Origin of the sequence: Acetivibrio ethanolgignens, assembly GCF_001461035.1 — a bacterium.
GTDB classification, from domain to species: domain Bacteria; phylum Bacillota; class Clostridia; order Lachnospirales; family Lachnospiraceae; genus Velocimicrobium; species Velocimicrobium ethanolgignens.
Genome location: NZ_LNAM01000151.1, coordinates 1 through 15,053, shown reverse-complemented (window position 1 = coordinate 15,053; position 15,053 = coordinate 1). Strand labels below are relative to the sequence as shown.

Genomic DNA, 15,053 nt, shown 5'->3' with positions numbered 1-15,053 from the left:
CACTTGCAACAGCATTTCATATTCTGTTATTGACCAGTACTTACCTCACCCTGAGCATCATCCAATTCTACGCTTTCGGCATTCTCATCATGTCCATAGATAAATTCCTGTAGTGCCGCATTGTTAAGCTCAAAATTTAACACCAGAACACTTCCTGCTCCATCTCTCTTTGCTCCATAATAAGCATCCTTCATCGGGATACGGAAGGTTTCAAGTTCTGTACTGCCGGTTGCTACAAAAGCAGAAATATAGCTTATAATATCAGTTTTTGTAAGATTCGTCGTAATATATGGCAGAATCTCATTTGCTATGCCAATCATTTCAATCAGGTTCTTGTTTTTATACTTTTCAAAGATGCAGCTTAATACTCTCCGCTGTCTTGCCGTACGTCCAAAATCATCGCGTTCTCCATCAACTTCCTTTACATAACGAACGCGGCTATATCCCAGAGCCTGGTTACCGTTCATATTGTTAACACCTGCTACCATCGTACGGTTTGCCCGATTCGAAATGTAATTGGTGCGATTTAAATATCTGGCTTCTTCTTCCGAAAGCTCAATTTCCACTCCGCCCAGCTTATCAATAATTGTTTCAAAGGCATCAAAATCTACCCGTACATAGCCATCCAGATGTACCTTGAAGTTTTGTTCAATCGTAGCGGCAAGAAGGGCTCCACCGCCCTGATTGTAAGCGGCATTCAGCTTATTATCTCTATGACCCGGAATAGAAACATAGCAGTCACGCATGATAGAAGTAAGCTTTAAAGACTTCTGCTTCTGGTTAATGGTAGCAATCATCATGGAATCAGAACGTCCTCTGGTACCATCATTTATCTTCTCCTCACCGATTAAGAGAACATTGATTACATTGCTGTCTGCCGGCTTTACATCTGCATTTTCATCCAGCTGAAGCGGCTCTCCACTTTCTGTTACCAATTCTTCACCTTTCTCATAATTTAAACGATCCAGGAAATAGTTTCCTGTAATTACAACTAAAAGGCAGATTGCAGCAAGTACACCTACTACAATACCTATTATTTTCTTTTTATTTACCGGCTTTTTCTCATTTCTTTTTGTCAATGGAATTCCCGGTTCCTCATCCGGGCTATGAAGGTTCTCCCGACGCTCCTGCTCCTTATTTTCCATCTCAGAAGTCACCTGCTCTCCCAGGCTCTTGCTAAGCTCCCGCATAAGGCTGTCAGCAGAATAATCATCGTCAAAATGGCTCATTACTCGACCTCTTTTCCTATTTTTAACGTTTTTAAGCTTTTCTAAAACACTTTAGCACCATTTTTTCAATTCGTCAACTAAAAACGACATCTAAAATCCTTAAATTTTACTTAACTTTTTAATAATCTGCCGGAAATACGATGTCCATCTGCTTTCTTGCATCATCCAAAAGATGAATGGTATCAGCAGAATACCTGTTATACTCTTCTGGTGCTTCCTCCCCCTGAATCATCTTAAGAAAAGCATTTATCTCATAATACATATCTGGCTGTATCATATCCGGCTGAAGCACCTCTTCTTTGCCATCCCGGAAGATAAACCTTATTTTCCCGGGTGCTGCTAAGGGATAAAATACGATATTTCCCTTTTCTCCCTGTATCTCAGAGGGAATATAGGAATTGGTAATCTTGGAATAAATAATTTCTGTCTGCATCTCCTTATATTTTCCCACTAAAGTTCCCATAGCGTCTATACTTCCCGGAAGCACAAGCCCCTTAGCAGACAGACTGTAGGGTCTTCCGAAAAGGCTGACCAGAAAATGAACACAATAAACACCAATATCCATGATTGCTCCATTAGAAAGCTCCGGCCGGAATGCATTTTCTATTTTTCCTGCTTTGAACTTATCATAACGCGAGGAATACTGGCAATAGTTTAAGTTAACTCTCCGTATCGTCCCCAGTTCTGGAAGCCGCGTTTTTATCAGCTCATAGCCAGGAGTAAATACACAGCGGATTGCTTCTAAAAGCACTACCTGATTCTCTCTGGCAATATAGAACATACTTTCCAGCTCATGGGTATTGGAAGCTATTGGCTTTTCGCAAAGCACATGCTTCCTATTCCGCATCATGAGAATCGCCTGATTTGCATGACAGGAGGTCGGACTGGCAATATACACTGCATCTATCTCCTGATCTGCTGCCAACTGATACAAATCATCATACGCCTTTTCAATATTAAATTTCTCAGCAAACTGTCTTCCTCTCTCCATCGTGCGGGAATATACAGCTTTTATCACTATTTTTTCTGTTTTTTCTGCCCCAATAATAAAACGTTCTGTAATAGCCCCCGTACCAATTACTGCAAACCTTACCTTTTCTTCTGTCATATACCTTTCCTCCAGCCCTTTTCACTGATTTTATCATATTCCTATATAAAATGCAATTCTCTCAAGAATTCCCGTTGACACAAAAATTATTTCAGTTTAAAATAGAAAAAATCAAGGATAATGAATCTATTTTGCACAGGAGGTACTTATATGAGCTTACATTTCATCAAGGAAGCCATTTCTCCAAAGGAGCTTTTAAGGGAATACCCGCTTCCAAAGGAGCATGCTCTTTTAAAAATAGAACGTGATAAAGAAATCAAAAAGGTATTTACCGGAGAATCAGACAAATTTCTGGTCATCATTGGTCCCTGCTCCGCAGATAATGAAGATGCTGTCTGCGACTACATCTGCCGCCTGGCTAAAGTGCAGGAGAAGGTAAAAGACAAGCTGATTCTTATTCCAAGAATCTATACCAATAAACCAAGAACTACCGGCGAGGGCTACAAGGGTATGGTACATCAGCCCGACCCGGAAAAAAAGCCGGACTTATTTGAAGGTCTGATTGCCATCCGTAAGATGCATCTTAGAGCTATAGCAGAAACCCATCTCTTTGCAGCTGATGAGATGCTCTATCCGGACAACTGGTCCTACCTAGAGGATATACTTTCCTATGTAGCTATTGGTGCCCGCTCTGTAGAAAACCAGCAGCACCGTCTGACCGTCAGCGGTCTGGACATCCCATGTGGCATGAAAAATCCAACCAGTGGTGATTTTTCTGTTATGCTTAACTCCTGTATTGCAGCCCAGGGCCGCCACACCTTCCTGTATCGCGGTTGGGAGGTAAAAAGCGATGGTAATCCTCTAACCCACACGATTCTGCGTGGTGCTGTCAATAAGCGTGGCATCTGCACTCCGAACTACCATTATGAGGACCTGCAGCTTTTATTAAGCCGTTATAATGATTTGGACTTACAGAATCCGGCTACCATTATTGATGCCAACCATGCCAACTCCAGCAAGTGCTACTATGAGCAGCCTCGTATCGTTTCTGAGGTTCTGCATAGCCGCAGGGTATCAAAGGATATCCACCGTCTGGTCAAGGGTGTTATGATAGAAAGCTATATCGAACCTGGCAACCAGGGTATTCATGACCATATTTATGGCAAGTCCATTACGGACGCCTGCTTAGGCTGGGATGAATCCGAACAGCTGATTTATTCCATTGCAGAGAATGCATAAAATGAAAGTATAAAACCACCTTCTAGCAGCTTTTATCAAAGCTCTCCGGAAGGTGGTTTTTTATTTAGAATGACACCTCAAAATAATACCAGTTATCTTCCAGTTTTTCTACATAACACCAGTTATCTCCATCCTCCTGAGTCCATTTTAAGCCTCGTCTTTCCTTTTCAAAGGTCAGAGAAGCTCCTTGATAACCACGGGCTTCATCATCCTTAGAATAATAAAAGCCTTTTACCTTTGCTGTAGAGCCAAAGCCCTTATAATAACAGGTAAAATCCACCTGTCTGTGATTCCAGAGGTTCGCCTCCTTAATTCCCTTTGGCATTTCCTCTGTTTTTTCCGTACTGCCATTTTCTAAAAGCTCTTCTGCTATTTTCATGCAGATTTTTTTGTTTTCCTTCCAGCATTCTAAAACCTCCTCCTGGCTGCTTTCTGACACCGCATAAACAGCTGTCACTGCCAGGAGCACCACACATAGCAGAGGAAGAATCCATTTTTTTAATTGCTTCACGTCTACCGCCTCTTTTCATGTTCTTCGCTCATTATATAATACCGTCTTATTTTCTATCTTAATTTTTTCTGAATATTCGTTAAAAATTTTTTTGACACATCTTACAAAGCTTAAAAAGAGGTATCAAGAAAAAGTGCAAATATCTGCCTTAAAATCCAGGTATTTGCATAGGCTTCTAAAATACATCCCGTAATTAAAATAGCCAGTACCGCAAATACCGCCGGAAGCTCTTTATATAGCCCAGACGCTCTTTCATGCCCTTCCATGCCAAGACGGTAGCCCTTACTCAAAATGGAAAAATAGGCTGGCACATAAAAAAAGCATTGTGGGAAAAATAAGCTGACAGCTAACAGACTCCCTTTGATTCCAAACTGAAAAAATACACTTCCAATCAAAAAACCGGATATGCAGCCTTTATATAAAAGAAAACCTCCAATATAAGGAAGTCCCAAAACAGAAATAGAAAAAACCATTAAAAGTCCCAGTCCCTTTAACTGCCTTCCCAGAATTTTCTTTAATAGAGGCATATAATCTATCTCTTCCTGGCTGATATTATTTCCAATCTGCTGGAAAAACTCTCCCGTCTCAACAGGATGACTTTTATATACTCCCTGAGAAAACAGAATTCCTGCTATGATACCAATTCCAAATAAAACCGCAGCTATCTGATAAAACTGCGGTTTTTTTATTTTTAGCAGACCTGCCCTTTTTCTCATAAAAAAATCCCCCTTTGCTTCTATTCTAAAGAATATGAAACAAAGGGGAAAAACATTACAATCCCATTTTTGCCTTATATGCTAAAATAGAGGTTATTGTCTTATTGTCTACAATTTTTCCTGCCAAGATCATTTCGGTAATCTCCTCCATGGAATGACGCTCCACATGAATAAACTCATCCTCATCCAAATGCTGCTTGGATGGATACAGACAGTTTGTATAATAAATTCCTATTTTTTCATTGGAAAAAGCAACTGTTGTATAAATGTCAAACAGATGCTCCGTTTTATCATACTCTGTACGATAACCGGTTTCCTCCTCCAACTCCCGGACAGCACAGGCTTTCCTGTCTGTCTCTCCAGGATTTAAGCCTCCCGCCGGAATTTCTAGCGTATAATTATCAATTGCATTTCTCCACTGACGCACCATCAGAACATTTCCAGCTTCATCTACCGGTACAATCGCTGCTGCACCCTTATGGTCAATAAAGTCCCATTTTGCCAGATTACCATTTGGTACCTCAACATAATCGGTATAAAAATCAATAATGGTTCCCTTATGACTTAGCTCTCTTTTTATCCGTTTAAATTCTTCCATGAAAATACTCTCCTTTGTCTGCTATTTCATAGCCTCTGCAAAATCCTTTAAAACTTTGCAAATCAAATCATACAGCCGTTTGGTAGAAGAAATGGACAGCCTTTCCTCAGTGGTATGAATATCTTTCATATTCGGACCTACCGAAATGATGTCAACATCTCCCATCTTTTCAGCCAAAATACCACATTCCAATCCTGCATGAATAGCTTCTATCTTCATTACTGAGCCATACATCTCCTGGTAAGCCTTTGTATAGATTTCTCTCAATCGTGAATCTTTCTTATATTCCCAGCCAGGATATTCCCCATCATAGGAATAAGTGCCGCCAAGCTGCTTTGTCAGAATCTCCAGCTTATTGCTTATATAAAATTTATAGGTAGCCTGGGAGCTTCGTACACCATAATCAAAGCAATATTCTCCATTTTCCTCTGAAAGAACACCAAGATTCAAAGAGCTTTCTACCAATCCCGAAATATCAGAGCTCATAACCTGAATACCATTTGGAGTATCCATAAGCATGCAGATAATTCGCTGCTTGGAGTCCTCATCCAGACAGCTATATTCCCTTTCCTCTCCCTGTGTTGTCAGAATTGTAAGATCCGGCTCATTGGTCCGGCACTCATTTTTATACTTTTCTGCTAAGAACTTAATTTCATTTAAAATAGTATAAACATCGGCTTCCGCTGCTAAAAGCTCTGCCGTTGCTTCCCTTGGAATGGCATTCTGCTTTGTACCACCCGCCAAAGAAATAATCTCATACGACTGCTTTTTTAAATCATATAAAAGCCGACCCAGCAAAATATCGGCATTAACACGATTCTTGTCAATTTCAGAGCCGGAATGACCACCTAAAAGCCCCTTAATAGTAACCGTAAGCTTCTTTCCTGTCTTCTTCTGTGTTGTAACAGGAATCCGGCAGTGAGCCGTCATTCCACCAGCACAGCTTACCAGAAGAGTATCATCATCCTCTGAGTCAATATTAATCATATGTCTTCCTTCCAAATCAAAGGTATCTAAGGCTGTAGCTCCCAAAAGACCGATTTCCTCATCGGTGGTAATTACTACCTCTAACGGAGGATGTACCAGAGTATCATCATCAAGAATCGCCAGGGCATAAGCAATCGCTGCCCCATCATCTCCACCCAGGGTCGTATCCTTTGCAGCCAGATAATCTTCCTCTACATAAAGCTGTAGCGGATCCTTAAAAAAATCATGGGAGGATTCACTCTTTTTTTCACACACCATATCCATATGTCCCTGCAAAATCAGCGGTGGACAGCTCTCATAGCCAGCGGAAGCAGGCTTTTTAATAATTACATTTAAGGCTTCATCCTGGCGGTAAGTAAGGCCATGCTCCTTTGCAAAGCCAACCAGATAATCACTAATTGCCTGACAGTTTTTAGAGCCTCTTGGAATATTACTGATTTCCTCAAAGTAGTAAAAAATCTTTTTGTAATCGATGTTTTCCAAAACCATAGTATTACCTCATTTCTTTTTATATCTTAATTCTTAAAGCTGTGAATTGGTGCCGGAATTATTCCTCCACGGTTCACAAAAGTCTCACAGCTGAAGGAATTGACTGGCATAATTGGAGCATAGCCTAAAAGGCCGCCAAATTCCGCTGTATCTCCTACTGTTTTTCCAATTACCGGAATCACACGGACTGCCGTTGTCTTCTGGTTTACCATACCAATTGCCATTTCATCAGCAATCAGACCGGCAATCGTCGTTGCCTTGGTATCTCCCGGAATTGCAATCATATCAAGACCCACGGAGCATACACAGGTCATAGCCTCCAGCTTTTCCAGAGTCAGAGCACCTTCCTTTACAGCATCTATCATACCCTGATCCTCACTGACCGGAATAAAAGCACCACTTAAGCCGCCCACATAAGAAGAAGCCATAACACCACCCTTTTTCACCTGATCATTCAGGAGTGCAAGAGCCGCTGTTGTACCAGGCGCACCGGCTCTTTCCAGCCCCATCACCTCAAAAATCTCAGCAACACTGTCACCGATAGCCGGTGTCGGTGCTAAAGATAAATCTATGATGCCAAAAGGAATTCCCAATCTTTTGGAAACCTCCTGGGCTACCAGCTGGCCTACACGGGTAATCTTAAAGGCTGTTTTCTTTACCGTTTCACAAAGAGTTCCGAAATCTGCTCCTTTTACCTCCTCTAGGGCTGTCTTTACAACACCAGGACCACTGACACCGACATTAATAACGGCATCGGCCTCTGTCACACCATGGAAGGCTCCCGCCATAAACGGGTTATCATCTGGTGCATTGCAAAATACTACCAGCTTAGCACAGCCTAAGGAATCATTCTCTTTTGTATATTCAGCTGTTTCCAGAATGATATCTCCTAAAAGCCGCACTGCATCCATATTAATACCTGTTTTGGTAGAACCAACATTGACAGAGCTACACACCCTGTCTGTAACTGCCAGTGCCTTTGGAATCGAACGAATTAAGCTTTCATCACTTTTTGTCATTCCCTTCGAAACCAGAGCACTATAGCCTCCGATAAAATTGACCCCTACCTTTTTGGCGGCCTTATCCAGAGTCTTTGCAATCGTCACAAAATCCTCCGGAGAGCGACAGGCATTAGCACCTACTAAAGATATCGGAGTAATGGAAATTCTTTTATTTACAATCGGGATACCATACTCCCTTTCTATCTCCTGTCCTACCTTTAATAAATCTCTGGCTGTGTCGGTAATCTTAATATATATATTCTCATTTACCTTATCCAGATTACTATCTGCACAGTCTAACAGGCTGATACCCATTGTAATGGTTCTTACATCCAGGTTCTCCTGCTCAATCATTTTATTTGTTTCAAAAACTTCAAATATATTAATCATAAGAGCCTCCCATTAAATCCGGTGCATTTTGTTGAAAATATCCTCATGCTGAACCTTAACCGTACAGGAAAGCTCTTCTCCGACTTTTTCCAGCTCCTCTGCCCAGATCTGGAATTCCTTTGTCGCCTTATTTCCATCTACAATCATCATCATATTAAAATACCCGGATATAATGGTCTGGGTGATATCCAGAATATTAATGCCATTTTCTGCAAGGTAGGTGCAAACCTTTGCAATTATACCAACACTGTCTTTTCCTACTACGGTAATAATTGTCTTTTTCATTCTTGTCCTCCTAAAAACCTTGATTAAACAGATACCAGCCTTGACGGCTCATCCCGTTTTGCTACCCAGATATTTAAGTTCTCTGATGGCAGCAGGCCATTTTGCTCCAGCTCATATCTTACTGTTTCATAAGCCAGCTCGGGATAATTATTTTCTTTGCTTAAATGACCTAAAAAAATATATTTTAATCCGCTTTGAACTAAATCACATAAAAGCCGTCCCGAATTATCATTGGACAGATGCCCCTTATCTCCTAAAATCCGCCGCTTCAGCATATAGGGATAGGAGCCTACCTGAAGCATGTTAATATCGTGATTCGCCTCCAGAAGAAGTATCTCACAGCCTTCCAGCCGGGAAATGATATAATCATCATAGGTTCCCAGGTCAGTAGCTACCCCTGCCTTATGCCCTTCACCTTCAAAGGTATAGCATACCGGATTGCTGGCATCATGGGGAATCGAAAAGGGATTGATTTTTAAATCCTCTATGTATATCGGTTCATCTGGTAGAATGGGATGAAATAGCTTAATATCAATCTCTCCCAGGTTTTTCATATCCTGGATATACTCCAGCGTTTCCCTTGTGCCATAAATGGGAATATGATATTTTCTGGAAAGTACTCCAAGGCCGCTTACATGGTCTGAGTGCTCATGGGTAATAAATATTCCCTTCAGCTCCTGCGGCTCAACATCAATACTTTCCAGTCCCTTTACAATCCTTTTCTTGCTGATACCGGCATCCACTAAAATCTTGGTCTTATCGGTTCCAACATAAACACAGTTTCCACTGCTTCCGCTGGCTATACTACATAATTCCATATATTTCCTCACTTCTTGCTTCTATTGTTTCCAGGAGATTTCTATCTCCGCACCTGCTTCTATAGGTGTCGTAAACTCTGCATCCATACCGTTTACCCTCTTAATAAGCTCTGAGCCCTTTGCTTCTGATAAATCAAAATCGTAAAAATCAAGAACATCTACCAGAATATAGGCTGGCTTATTTTTCAGAGTCAAAAAGGTTCCGTTGACGGTTACCGGTATTTCCTTTGCTTCCGGTTTTTTCTTCTCAGCAGTCTTTTCTGCTTCTGTTAAAACTATCTCCGGCAGTTCACTGGAAATCGTAAAGTTCTCATATACTCTCTCCTCCATATCGGCCAGTATATTATTTACATAATATTCGCCCTCCGTTGGAAGATCCATAAATTCCAGTACCTGCTTCAAGGTATAATAATTGAGAATTTCTATTTTGTCCTCATTCTGAATACTGTAGTACTCTGAAACCAGCTCATCGCCTACCTTGACAAACTTTGGACATATAATATTCTTCCCATTAAAGAAAAATTCAATCGTTCCCTTGTACTCTGGCAGCTGACGGATTTCATAAACAGCATCATTACCTACGGTAGAAAAGGTAATTTCAATCTGGTCATTAGCCTGGATTTCACTATTGATGCCGGCTGGTCTGCCATTTAAGGTCACGACAGCCGCCTCACCCTGCTCGCCACGAACCATTTTCTGCTTGCCATCAACATAAAACTCCAAAGCCTTGCCTCTCCGTGGGAATAAAAGCTCATTTTGAATACCCATCTGCATAGCAGCATCCATAATCGTTAAATGGTCATTATCATACAGCTTTACTCTCTCTCTGTTCACCGTTACGAAAATAAAGTTATTTTTCTGCTCATAGTAGTTAAGACAGATACCGATTGGCGTTACCAGCAAGGAATCCTTTTTTATCTTTTCCTGTAAAAATTCAACCTGTCCTAACACCTCTTCCCCTCTGAGTGCAACTCTCTCCTTTGCAATATTCAAATGCGAAGCCAAAGAATCCGTGAAGCCTGGTACCTTTCCGCCACCACCTACCACAAAAACTGCACTGACCGATTTTCCTCCATTTAATTCCTTAATCTTAGCAGCTACATTTTTTGTGATATTTTCCATCGCAGGCTTCAGCTTTGCGATAACAGCTTTTCCCTCTATTTTATTAGAAAGCCCTATAATATCCTTATAGGTAATCTGGCGTTTGGAACAGCTCCTTTTTATCTTCTCTGCTGTCTGAAAATCCGTCAGATATTCCTTTGCCAGAAGCTCTGTCATCTCGTCACCTGCAAAAGGCATCATGCCATAGGCCACGATTGCTCCATCCTTGGTAATACAAATATCGGAGGTACCTGCTCCTACATCCACCAGAGCAATATTTAAAAGACGGAATTTCTCAGGAATTGCCACATTAATCGCCGCAATTGGCTCCAGAGTAAGATTGGCTACATACAGTCCAGCCCGCTCCACGGCCCGGTAAAGACCATCAATAACCTCCTCCGGTAAAAAGGTAGCCAGAAGCTCTGTACTGATTTTACTTGCCTTATGCCCCTCCAGATTGGTAATCGGATAGCCATTCAGAAGATATTTAATTACGCTGTAGCCAACACAATAATAATTGCTTTCTTCGGACTTAGTATTGTCACGGATGATTTCATAGGCTTTTTCCACAGCAATCATATTTAAAGAATAAATATGCTCATCGCTAACCTCCGTTTCTTCCGAAAATTCATAATCAGCCGATACTGTTATTGTCTTAAGTACACGTCCCGCAGCTGCAATGCAGACTTCGGTTAATGGCCGGTCAATCTCCATTTCCAGTTCTCTCCGCACAACACCGATTGTCTCAGATACCTTGGCAATATCATGAATCTGTCCATCCAGCATGGCCCTGGTCTCATGCTCCTTTACAACCTGTGCAATTACCTTAAAGCGGCCGGCTCTATCCTTATAGCCGACTGTACCTACAATGCTTCGTGTACCTATATCCAAACCAAATACCAGATTATCCGGATATCTTGTTCCTTCCATTCTTTCTCCTCTCGCTTCCTTACTTCCCATATAATTCTCTTTTGCATAACTAGGGTAATTATAGCATAATGACTTTTATACTTCCAGTATAAATTTATCCACTGCTTCTTTTAGCTGCTTCTCCAGTGCTTCCTCGTCTCCATTATTGCTGATAAGTACATCCACCTGCTTCTTAAGCTCTTTTTCTGACAGCTGCTGTGCCATGATTGCCTCAAATTTTTCTCTTGTATAGCCTCTGGAAGCACGAAGCCTTTCAAACCTCACTTCCTTATCGGCAGTTACCGCAAAGATTACATCACAAAGTCCCTTTTCGCTGCTCTCCAGCAAAATCGCAGACTCCAATACCACAAAGGCACAGCCTGCCTCCTCTGCCGCATTTATCTGTTCCTTAACTGTTCTCCAGACAAAGGGATGTATAATACCATTTAAGACTGCAAGCTTATCCGGCTGTGGAAATACAATATCTCCCAGCCTTTTCCTGTCTATCTGTCCTTCATCATTCAAAATCTCTTCACCAAACAAAGTAACAATCTGCTGATAGGTTTCACAGCCCTTTTCCATAGCAAGATGACCAATCTTATCCGCTATAATTACTCTGGCCCCATATGCCTTTTCTAATATGGCTGCCGCTGTGGATTTGCCACAGCCGACACCGCCAACCAATCCGATAACCTTCATTTTTATACCTCTATTTCGCCTCATACCAGCTGTTTCCCTGATTTACATCTATTTCCATTGGAACTAAAAGCTTAGCTGCATTATGCATCGCATCCTCCAATATTTTTCTTACCTCTTCAATTTCTTCTATTTTTGTTTCAATCAGAAGCTCATCATGAATCTGTAAAATCAGCTGGGATTCTAATTTTCTTTCCTTTAATATCTCATTCACCCGAATCATGGCAATCTTTATAATATCTGCTGCTGTACCCTGAATCGGAGAATTCATCGCAATCCGCTCTCCAAAGGAACGCTGCATGAAATTATTGGAGCTAAGCTCCGGTATCGGCCGGCGTCTGTGGAAAATCGTCTCTACATAGCCATCCTTTTTCCCCTTTTCTACCAGCCCATCAAGAAAGCTTTTGATTCCCGGATAGGTATCAAAATAATTCTTAATGTACCCTTCCGCCTCCTTTCTCGTAATATTTAAATCCTGTCCCAGTCCAAAGGAGCTGATGCCATAGACAATACCAAAGTTTACTGCCTTTGCATTCCGCCGCTGCAGTGGTGTAACCTCATCATAAGGTGTATGAAATACTAAAGAGGCTGTCATCTGATGAATGTCCTGAGCCTCCCTATAGGCCTCAATAAGAGTTTCGTCGCCGGACATGTGTGCCAGCACCCTAAGCTCAATCTGGGAATAATCCGCATCTAAAAATACATAGCCTGGCTTTGGGATAAACACCTTGCGGATTTCTCTTCCCAGCTCCATCCGAACCGGAATATTCTGCAGATTTGGTTCTGTACTGCTGATTCGTCCGGTAGCTGTTACTGTCTGGTTAAACTTTCCATGAATCCTCTGGTCATCCTCCTGGATATATCCAGCCAGCCCATCCGCATAGGTAGACTTTAGCTTTGTCAGCTGCCGGTACTCTAAAATCAGGTTAATAATCGGGTCCTCACATTTCAGCTTTTCCAGCACCTCTGCTGAGGTAGAGTAGCCTGTCTTTGTCTTTTTTCCAAAAGGAAGCTTTAGCTTTTCAAATAAAATAACCCCCAGCTGCTTTGGAGAATTAATATTAAACTCTTCTCCCGCGAGCCGCCAGATTTCTGTTTCCAGAAAATGAATCCGTCCACTGAGCCGCTCTCCATAGGCAGAAAGCTCCTCCTTATTTATCATAATCCCACGCTTCTCCATATCATAAAGGGTATAAATCAAAGGCATCTCCATGGTTTCAAATAAGGACAGCATTTGGGTATCCAAAAGCTCCTTTCGGACAGCGTCTCTTCCACCAAAGGCTGCATAAGCCTCATAGCATAAAAGTGTAAAAGCCTTCTCCGGCTCCTCTGTCAATGCTTTTTCTAAGCCGGCTTTTCCCAGAAGCTCGCCCTTTGATGGCATCGTAAGTTCCATATAATCTCTTCCTATATCATCATAATTATAGGTGTCCTTTAAAGGATTTAAAAGGTAGGCTGCGATTGCCAGATCAAATACCTTATCCTGACTTTCAAAGGGCAGAACAGACAGCTTTTCCTTCAGCTGAAAAATACCAACTTCCTGCTTTTCTTCTTTTGCCTTTCTAAATCTCTCCATGAACAGTCCTAAAACAGTTTCATTACCGTTAACACAGGCAGCTGTTCTTTCACCATCACTGATACCAGCTGCCAGAAGCTTATCTCCTGCTGTAATACAGGAGATACCAAACTCTCCCTTAATTTCAGAAAACAGCTTTTTAGCTGCATTTTCCTCCTCTAAAAGGATAAAGCTCTCCTCCAGCTGATTATCCCTTGCCATGTCACTGTCAAACCGGCTTAAAATACTCTTGAATTCCAACCGCTTTACCATGGAAAAGGCCTCTTCTGTATATAGATTACCAATTTTCCCTTCGGAAAGCTCATATTCTATCGGGGCCTGGGTATCAATGGTAGCCAGCTTTTTGCTAAGCACCGCCATATCATAATGCTCCCGCAGGGATTCCCTTGCCTTTGGCGGAGTCACCTCATCAATATGCTCATGGGCATTTTCCACGCTGCCAAAGGCCGCAATAATGCTGGTTGCTCTCTTTTCTCCAATTCCCGGCACTCCCGGAATATTGTCGGAGGCATCCCCCATCAGCCCCTTTAAATCAATAATCTGTACCGGTGTAACACCATATTTTTCTATTACCTGTTCCGTATTATAGTCCTCGATTTCCGTACCACTCATCTTGGTCTTTGGAATTCGGATTTTAATTTTATCTGAAGCCAGCTGCAGAAGGTCCCTGTCGCCGGAAACCAAGGATACTAAAAAGCCTTCCTTTTCTGCTTTTTTTGCAATCGTTCCCAGGATATCATCTGCCTCATAGCCTTCCTTTGTCACTACCCGGATACCCATGGCACGAAGAAGCTCCTTCAATGGCTCCACCTGCTCGTGAAGCTCTGCCGGCATAGGCTTTCTAGTGCCCTTATAGGCCTCAAACATCTCATGACGGAAGGTCTTGGCCTTTACATCAAAGGCTACCGTCAGATAATCGCATTTCTCCTCCTCTAATATCTTAAACATGATATTTAAAAACCCATAAATACCATTGGTATGAAGTCCCTCTGAATTTGTTAAATCCGGCACTCCATAAAAGGCCCGGTTCAATATACTGTGTCCATCAATCAATACTAATTTTTTTTCCATTTTTCCTCATTTCTGCAAAATAAGCTTGCTAATTTTATTTTTTTCTTGCATTTTATACTCCATTGTGTTAAAATAATTTCGCTGACATTTTCAGTATGCCGCAGTGGCGGAATGGCAGACGCATCAGACTCAAAATCTGACGGGGGCAACCTCGTGCCGGTTCAAGTCCGGCCTGCGGCATTTTAGGAGATTTCTAAGGAAATCTCCTTTTTTATTTGATAGGAAAGTTCGACCTGCCGAATAAAAAACGCTCTGGCGTAGATTTTATTTCGCATAAATTTAATTTTACACTTAAACGTTAGATTTGTAAATGGAAATTGGAAAAGTCAACACGACAAACGCATGAATGTGTTCCTCAACCACGCCTATGCACTAAGTTCAAAAATTAT

Annotated in this window: 13 protein-coding genes and 1 tRNA gene; 2 read left to right on the top strand and 12 right to left on the bottom strand. The window is 41.6% G+C overall.

The genetic code is table 11. The features are described from left to right. Positions 1-26: 26 nt before the first annotated feature. Together ASU35_RS08325 and ASU35_RS08320 are read right to left on the bottom strand one after the other, a co-directional pair. The gene (locus ASU35_RS08325) at positions 27-1,229 is read right to left on the bottom strand and encodes an LCP family protein (protein WP_058352571.1); all 1,203 of its coding nucleotides are present in this window, start codon (positions 1,227-1,229) and stop codon (positions 27-29) included. A 118-nt stretch (positions 1,230-1,347) separates the two neighbouring features. Then, positions 1,348-2,337 carry a Gfo/Idh/MocA family protein gene (locus ASU35_RS08320; protein WP_058352570.1) on the bottom strand — a complete coding sequence of 330 codons (990 nt, stop codon included), beginning with the start codon at positions 2,335-2,337 and terminating at the stop codon, positions 1,348-1,350. Between the two features lie 150 nt (positions 2,338-2,487). Between ASU35_RS08320 and ASU35_RS08315 the strand changes: the two genes are divergently transcribed. Next, positions 2,488-3,516 carry a 3-deoxy-7-phosphoheptulonate synthase gene (locus ASU35_RS08315; protein ID WP_058352569.1) on the top strand — a complete coding sequence of 343 codons (1,029 nt, stop codon included), beginning with the start codon at positions 2,488-2,490 and terminating at the stop codon, positions 3,514-3,516. Positions 3,517-3,580: 64 nt separating this feature from the next. Here the strand turns inward: ASU35_RS08315 and ASU35_RS08310 are convergent, their stop codons facing one another. The 10 genes from ASU35_RS08310 to polA form a co-directional block, all read right to left on the bottom strand. Beyond that, entirely contained in the window at positions 3,581-4,027 is a 447-nt protein-coding gene (locus ASU35_RS08310; RefSeq protein ID WP_058352568.1) for a hypothetical protein, read from the bottom strand. Positions 4,028-4,137: 110 nt separating this feature from the next. Continuing rightward, positions 4,138-4,743, bottom strand: a complete 606-nt coding sequence (locus ASU35_RS08305) for a stage II sporulation protein M (protein WP_058352567.1) — start codon at positions 4,741-4,743, stop codon at positions 4,138-4,140. Positions 4,744-4,798: 55 nt separating this feature from the next. Beyond that, entirely contained in the window at positions 4,799-5,341 is a 543-nt protein-coding gene (locus tag ASU35_RS08300) for an NUDIX hydrolase (RefSeq protein ID WP_058352566.1), read from the bottom strand. Between the two features lie 21 nt (positions 5,342-5,362). After that, positions 5,363-6,817, bottom strand: a complete 1,455-nt coding sequence (locus tag ASU35_RS08295; RefSeq protein WP_058352565.1) for an aminoacyl-histidine dipeptidase — start codon at positions 6,815-6,817, stop codon at positions 5,363-5,365. A gap of 26 nt (positions 6,818-6,843) precedes the next feature. After that, entirely contained in the window at positions 6,844-8,208 is a 1,365-nt protein-coding gene (locus ASU35_RS08290; protein ID WP_058352564.1) for a PFL family protein, read from the bottom strand. Between the two features lie 12 nt (positions 8,209-8,220). Next, positions 8,221-8,493, bottom strand: a complete 273-nt coding sequence (locus ASU35_RS08285; protein WP_058352563.1) for an ACT domain-containing protein — start codon at positions 8,491-8,493, stop codon at positions 8,221-8,223. Between the two features lie 23 nt (positions 8,494-8,516). After that, positions 8,517-9,311, bottom strand: coding sequence for an MBL fold metallo-hydrolase (locus tag ASU35_RS08280; protein WP_058352562.1), 795 nt, complete (start codon positions 9,309-9,311; stop codon positions 8,517-8,519). Between the two features lie 21 nt (positions 9,312-9,332). Next, a complete protein-coding gene (locus ASU35_RS08275; protein WP_242861235.1) occupies positions 9,333-11,372 on the bottom strand; it encodes a cell division protein FtsA in 2,040 nt (679 codons plus the stop codon). Between the two features lie 45 nt (positions 11,373-11,417). Then, positions 11,418-12,044, bottom strand: coding sequence for a dephospho-CoA kinase (gene coaE, locus ASU35_RS08270; RefSeq protein ID WP_083504207.1), 627 nt, complete (start codon positions 12,042-12,044; stop codon positions 11,418-11,420). Beyond that, positions 12,031-14,664: a DNA polymerase I gene (polA, locus tag ASU35_RS08265; RefSeq protein ID WP_058352560.1), complete on the bottom strand. Its 2,634-nt coding sequence runs from the start codon at positions 14,662-14,664 to the stop codon at positions 12,031-12,033. The genes coaE and polA overlap by 14 nt, the downstream gene beginning before the upstream one ends. Before the next feature lie 97 nt (positions 14,665-14,761). On the opposite strand from polA, the gene ASU35_RS08260 reads away from it, so the two are divergent. Then, positions 14,762-14,844, top strand: a tRNA-Leu gene (locus ASU35_RS08260). The last annotated feature ends 209 nt before the right edge of the window (positions 14,845-15,053 follow it).

Bases quoted from the DNA above. Each gene is read 5' to 3' on its own strand.
- ASU35_RS08305 (WP_058352567.1), bottom strand. From the start codon at position 4,743: ATGAGAAAAAGGGCAGGTCTGCTAAAAATAAAAAAACCGCAGTTTTAT.
- ASU35_RS08300 (WP_058352566.1), bottom strand. From the start codon at position 5,341: ATGGAAGAATTTAAACGGATAAAAAGAGAGCTAAGTCATAAGGGAACC.
- ASU35_RS08325 (WP_058352571.1), bottom strand. From the start codon at position 1,229: ATGAGCCATTTTGACGATGATTATTCTGCTGACAGCCTTATGCGGGAG.
- ASU35_RS08315 (WP_058352569.1), top strand. From the start codon at position 2,488: ATGAGCTTACATTTCATCAAGGAAGCCATTTCTCCAAAGGAGCTTTTA.
- coaE (WP_083504207.1), bottom strand. From the start codon at position 12,044: ATGAGGCGAAATAGAGGTATAAAAATGAAGGTTATCGGATTGGTTGGC.
- ASU35_RS08275 (WP_242861235.1), bottom strand. From the start codon at position 11,372: ATGGGAAGTAAGGAAGCGAGAGGAGAAAGAATGGAAGGAACAAGATAT.
- ASU35_RS08320 (WP_058352570.1), bottom strand. From the start codon at position 2,337: ATGACAGAAGAAAAGGTAAGGTTTGCAGTAATTGGTACGGGGGCTATT.
- ASU35_RS08295 (WP_058352565.1), bottom strand. From the start codon at position 6,817: ATGGTTTTGGAAAACATCGATTACAAAAAGATTTTTTACTACTTTGAG.
- ASU35_RS08290 (WP_058352564.1), bottom strand. From the start codon at position 8,208: ATGATTAATATATTTGAAGTTTTTGAAACAAATAAAATGATTGAGCAG.
- ASU35_RS08280 (WP_058352562.1), bottom strand. From the start codon at position 9,311: ATGGAATTATGTAGTATAGCCAGCGGAAGCAGTGGAAACTGTGTTTAT.
- polA (WP_058352560.1), bottom strand. From the start codon at position 14,664: ATGGAAAAAAAATTAGTATTGATTGATGGACACAGTATATTGAACCGG.
- ASU35_RS08285 (WP_058352563.1), bottom strand. From the start codon at position 8,493: ATGAAAAAGACAATTATTACCGTAGTAGGAAAAGACAGTGTTGGTATA.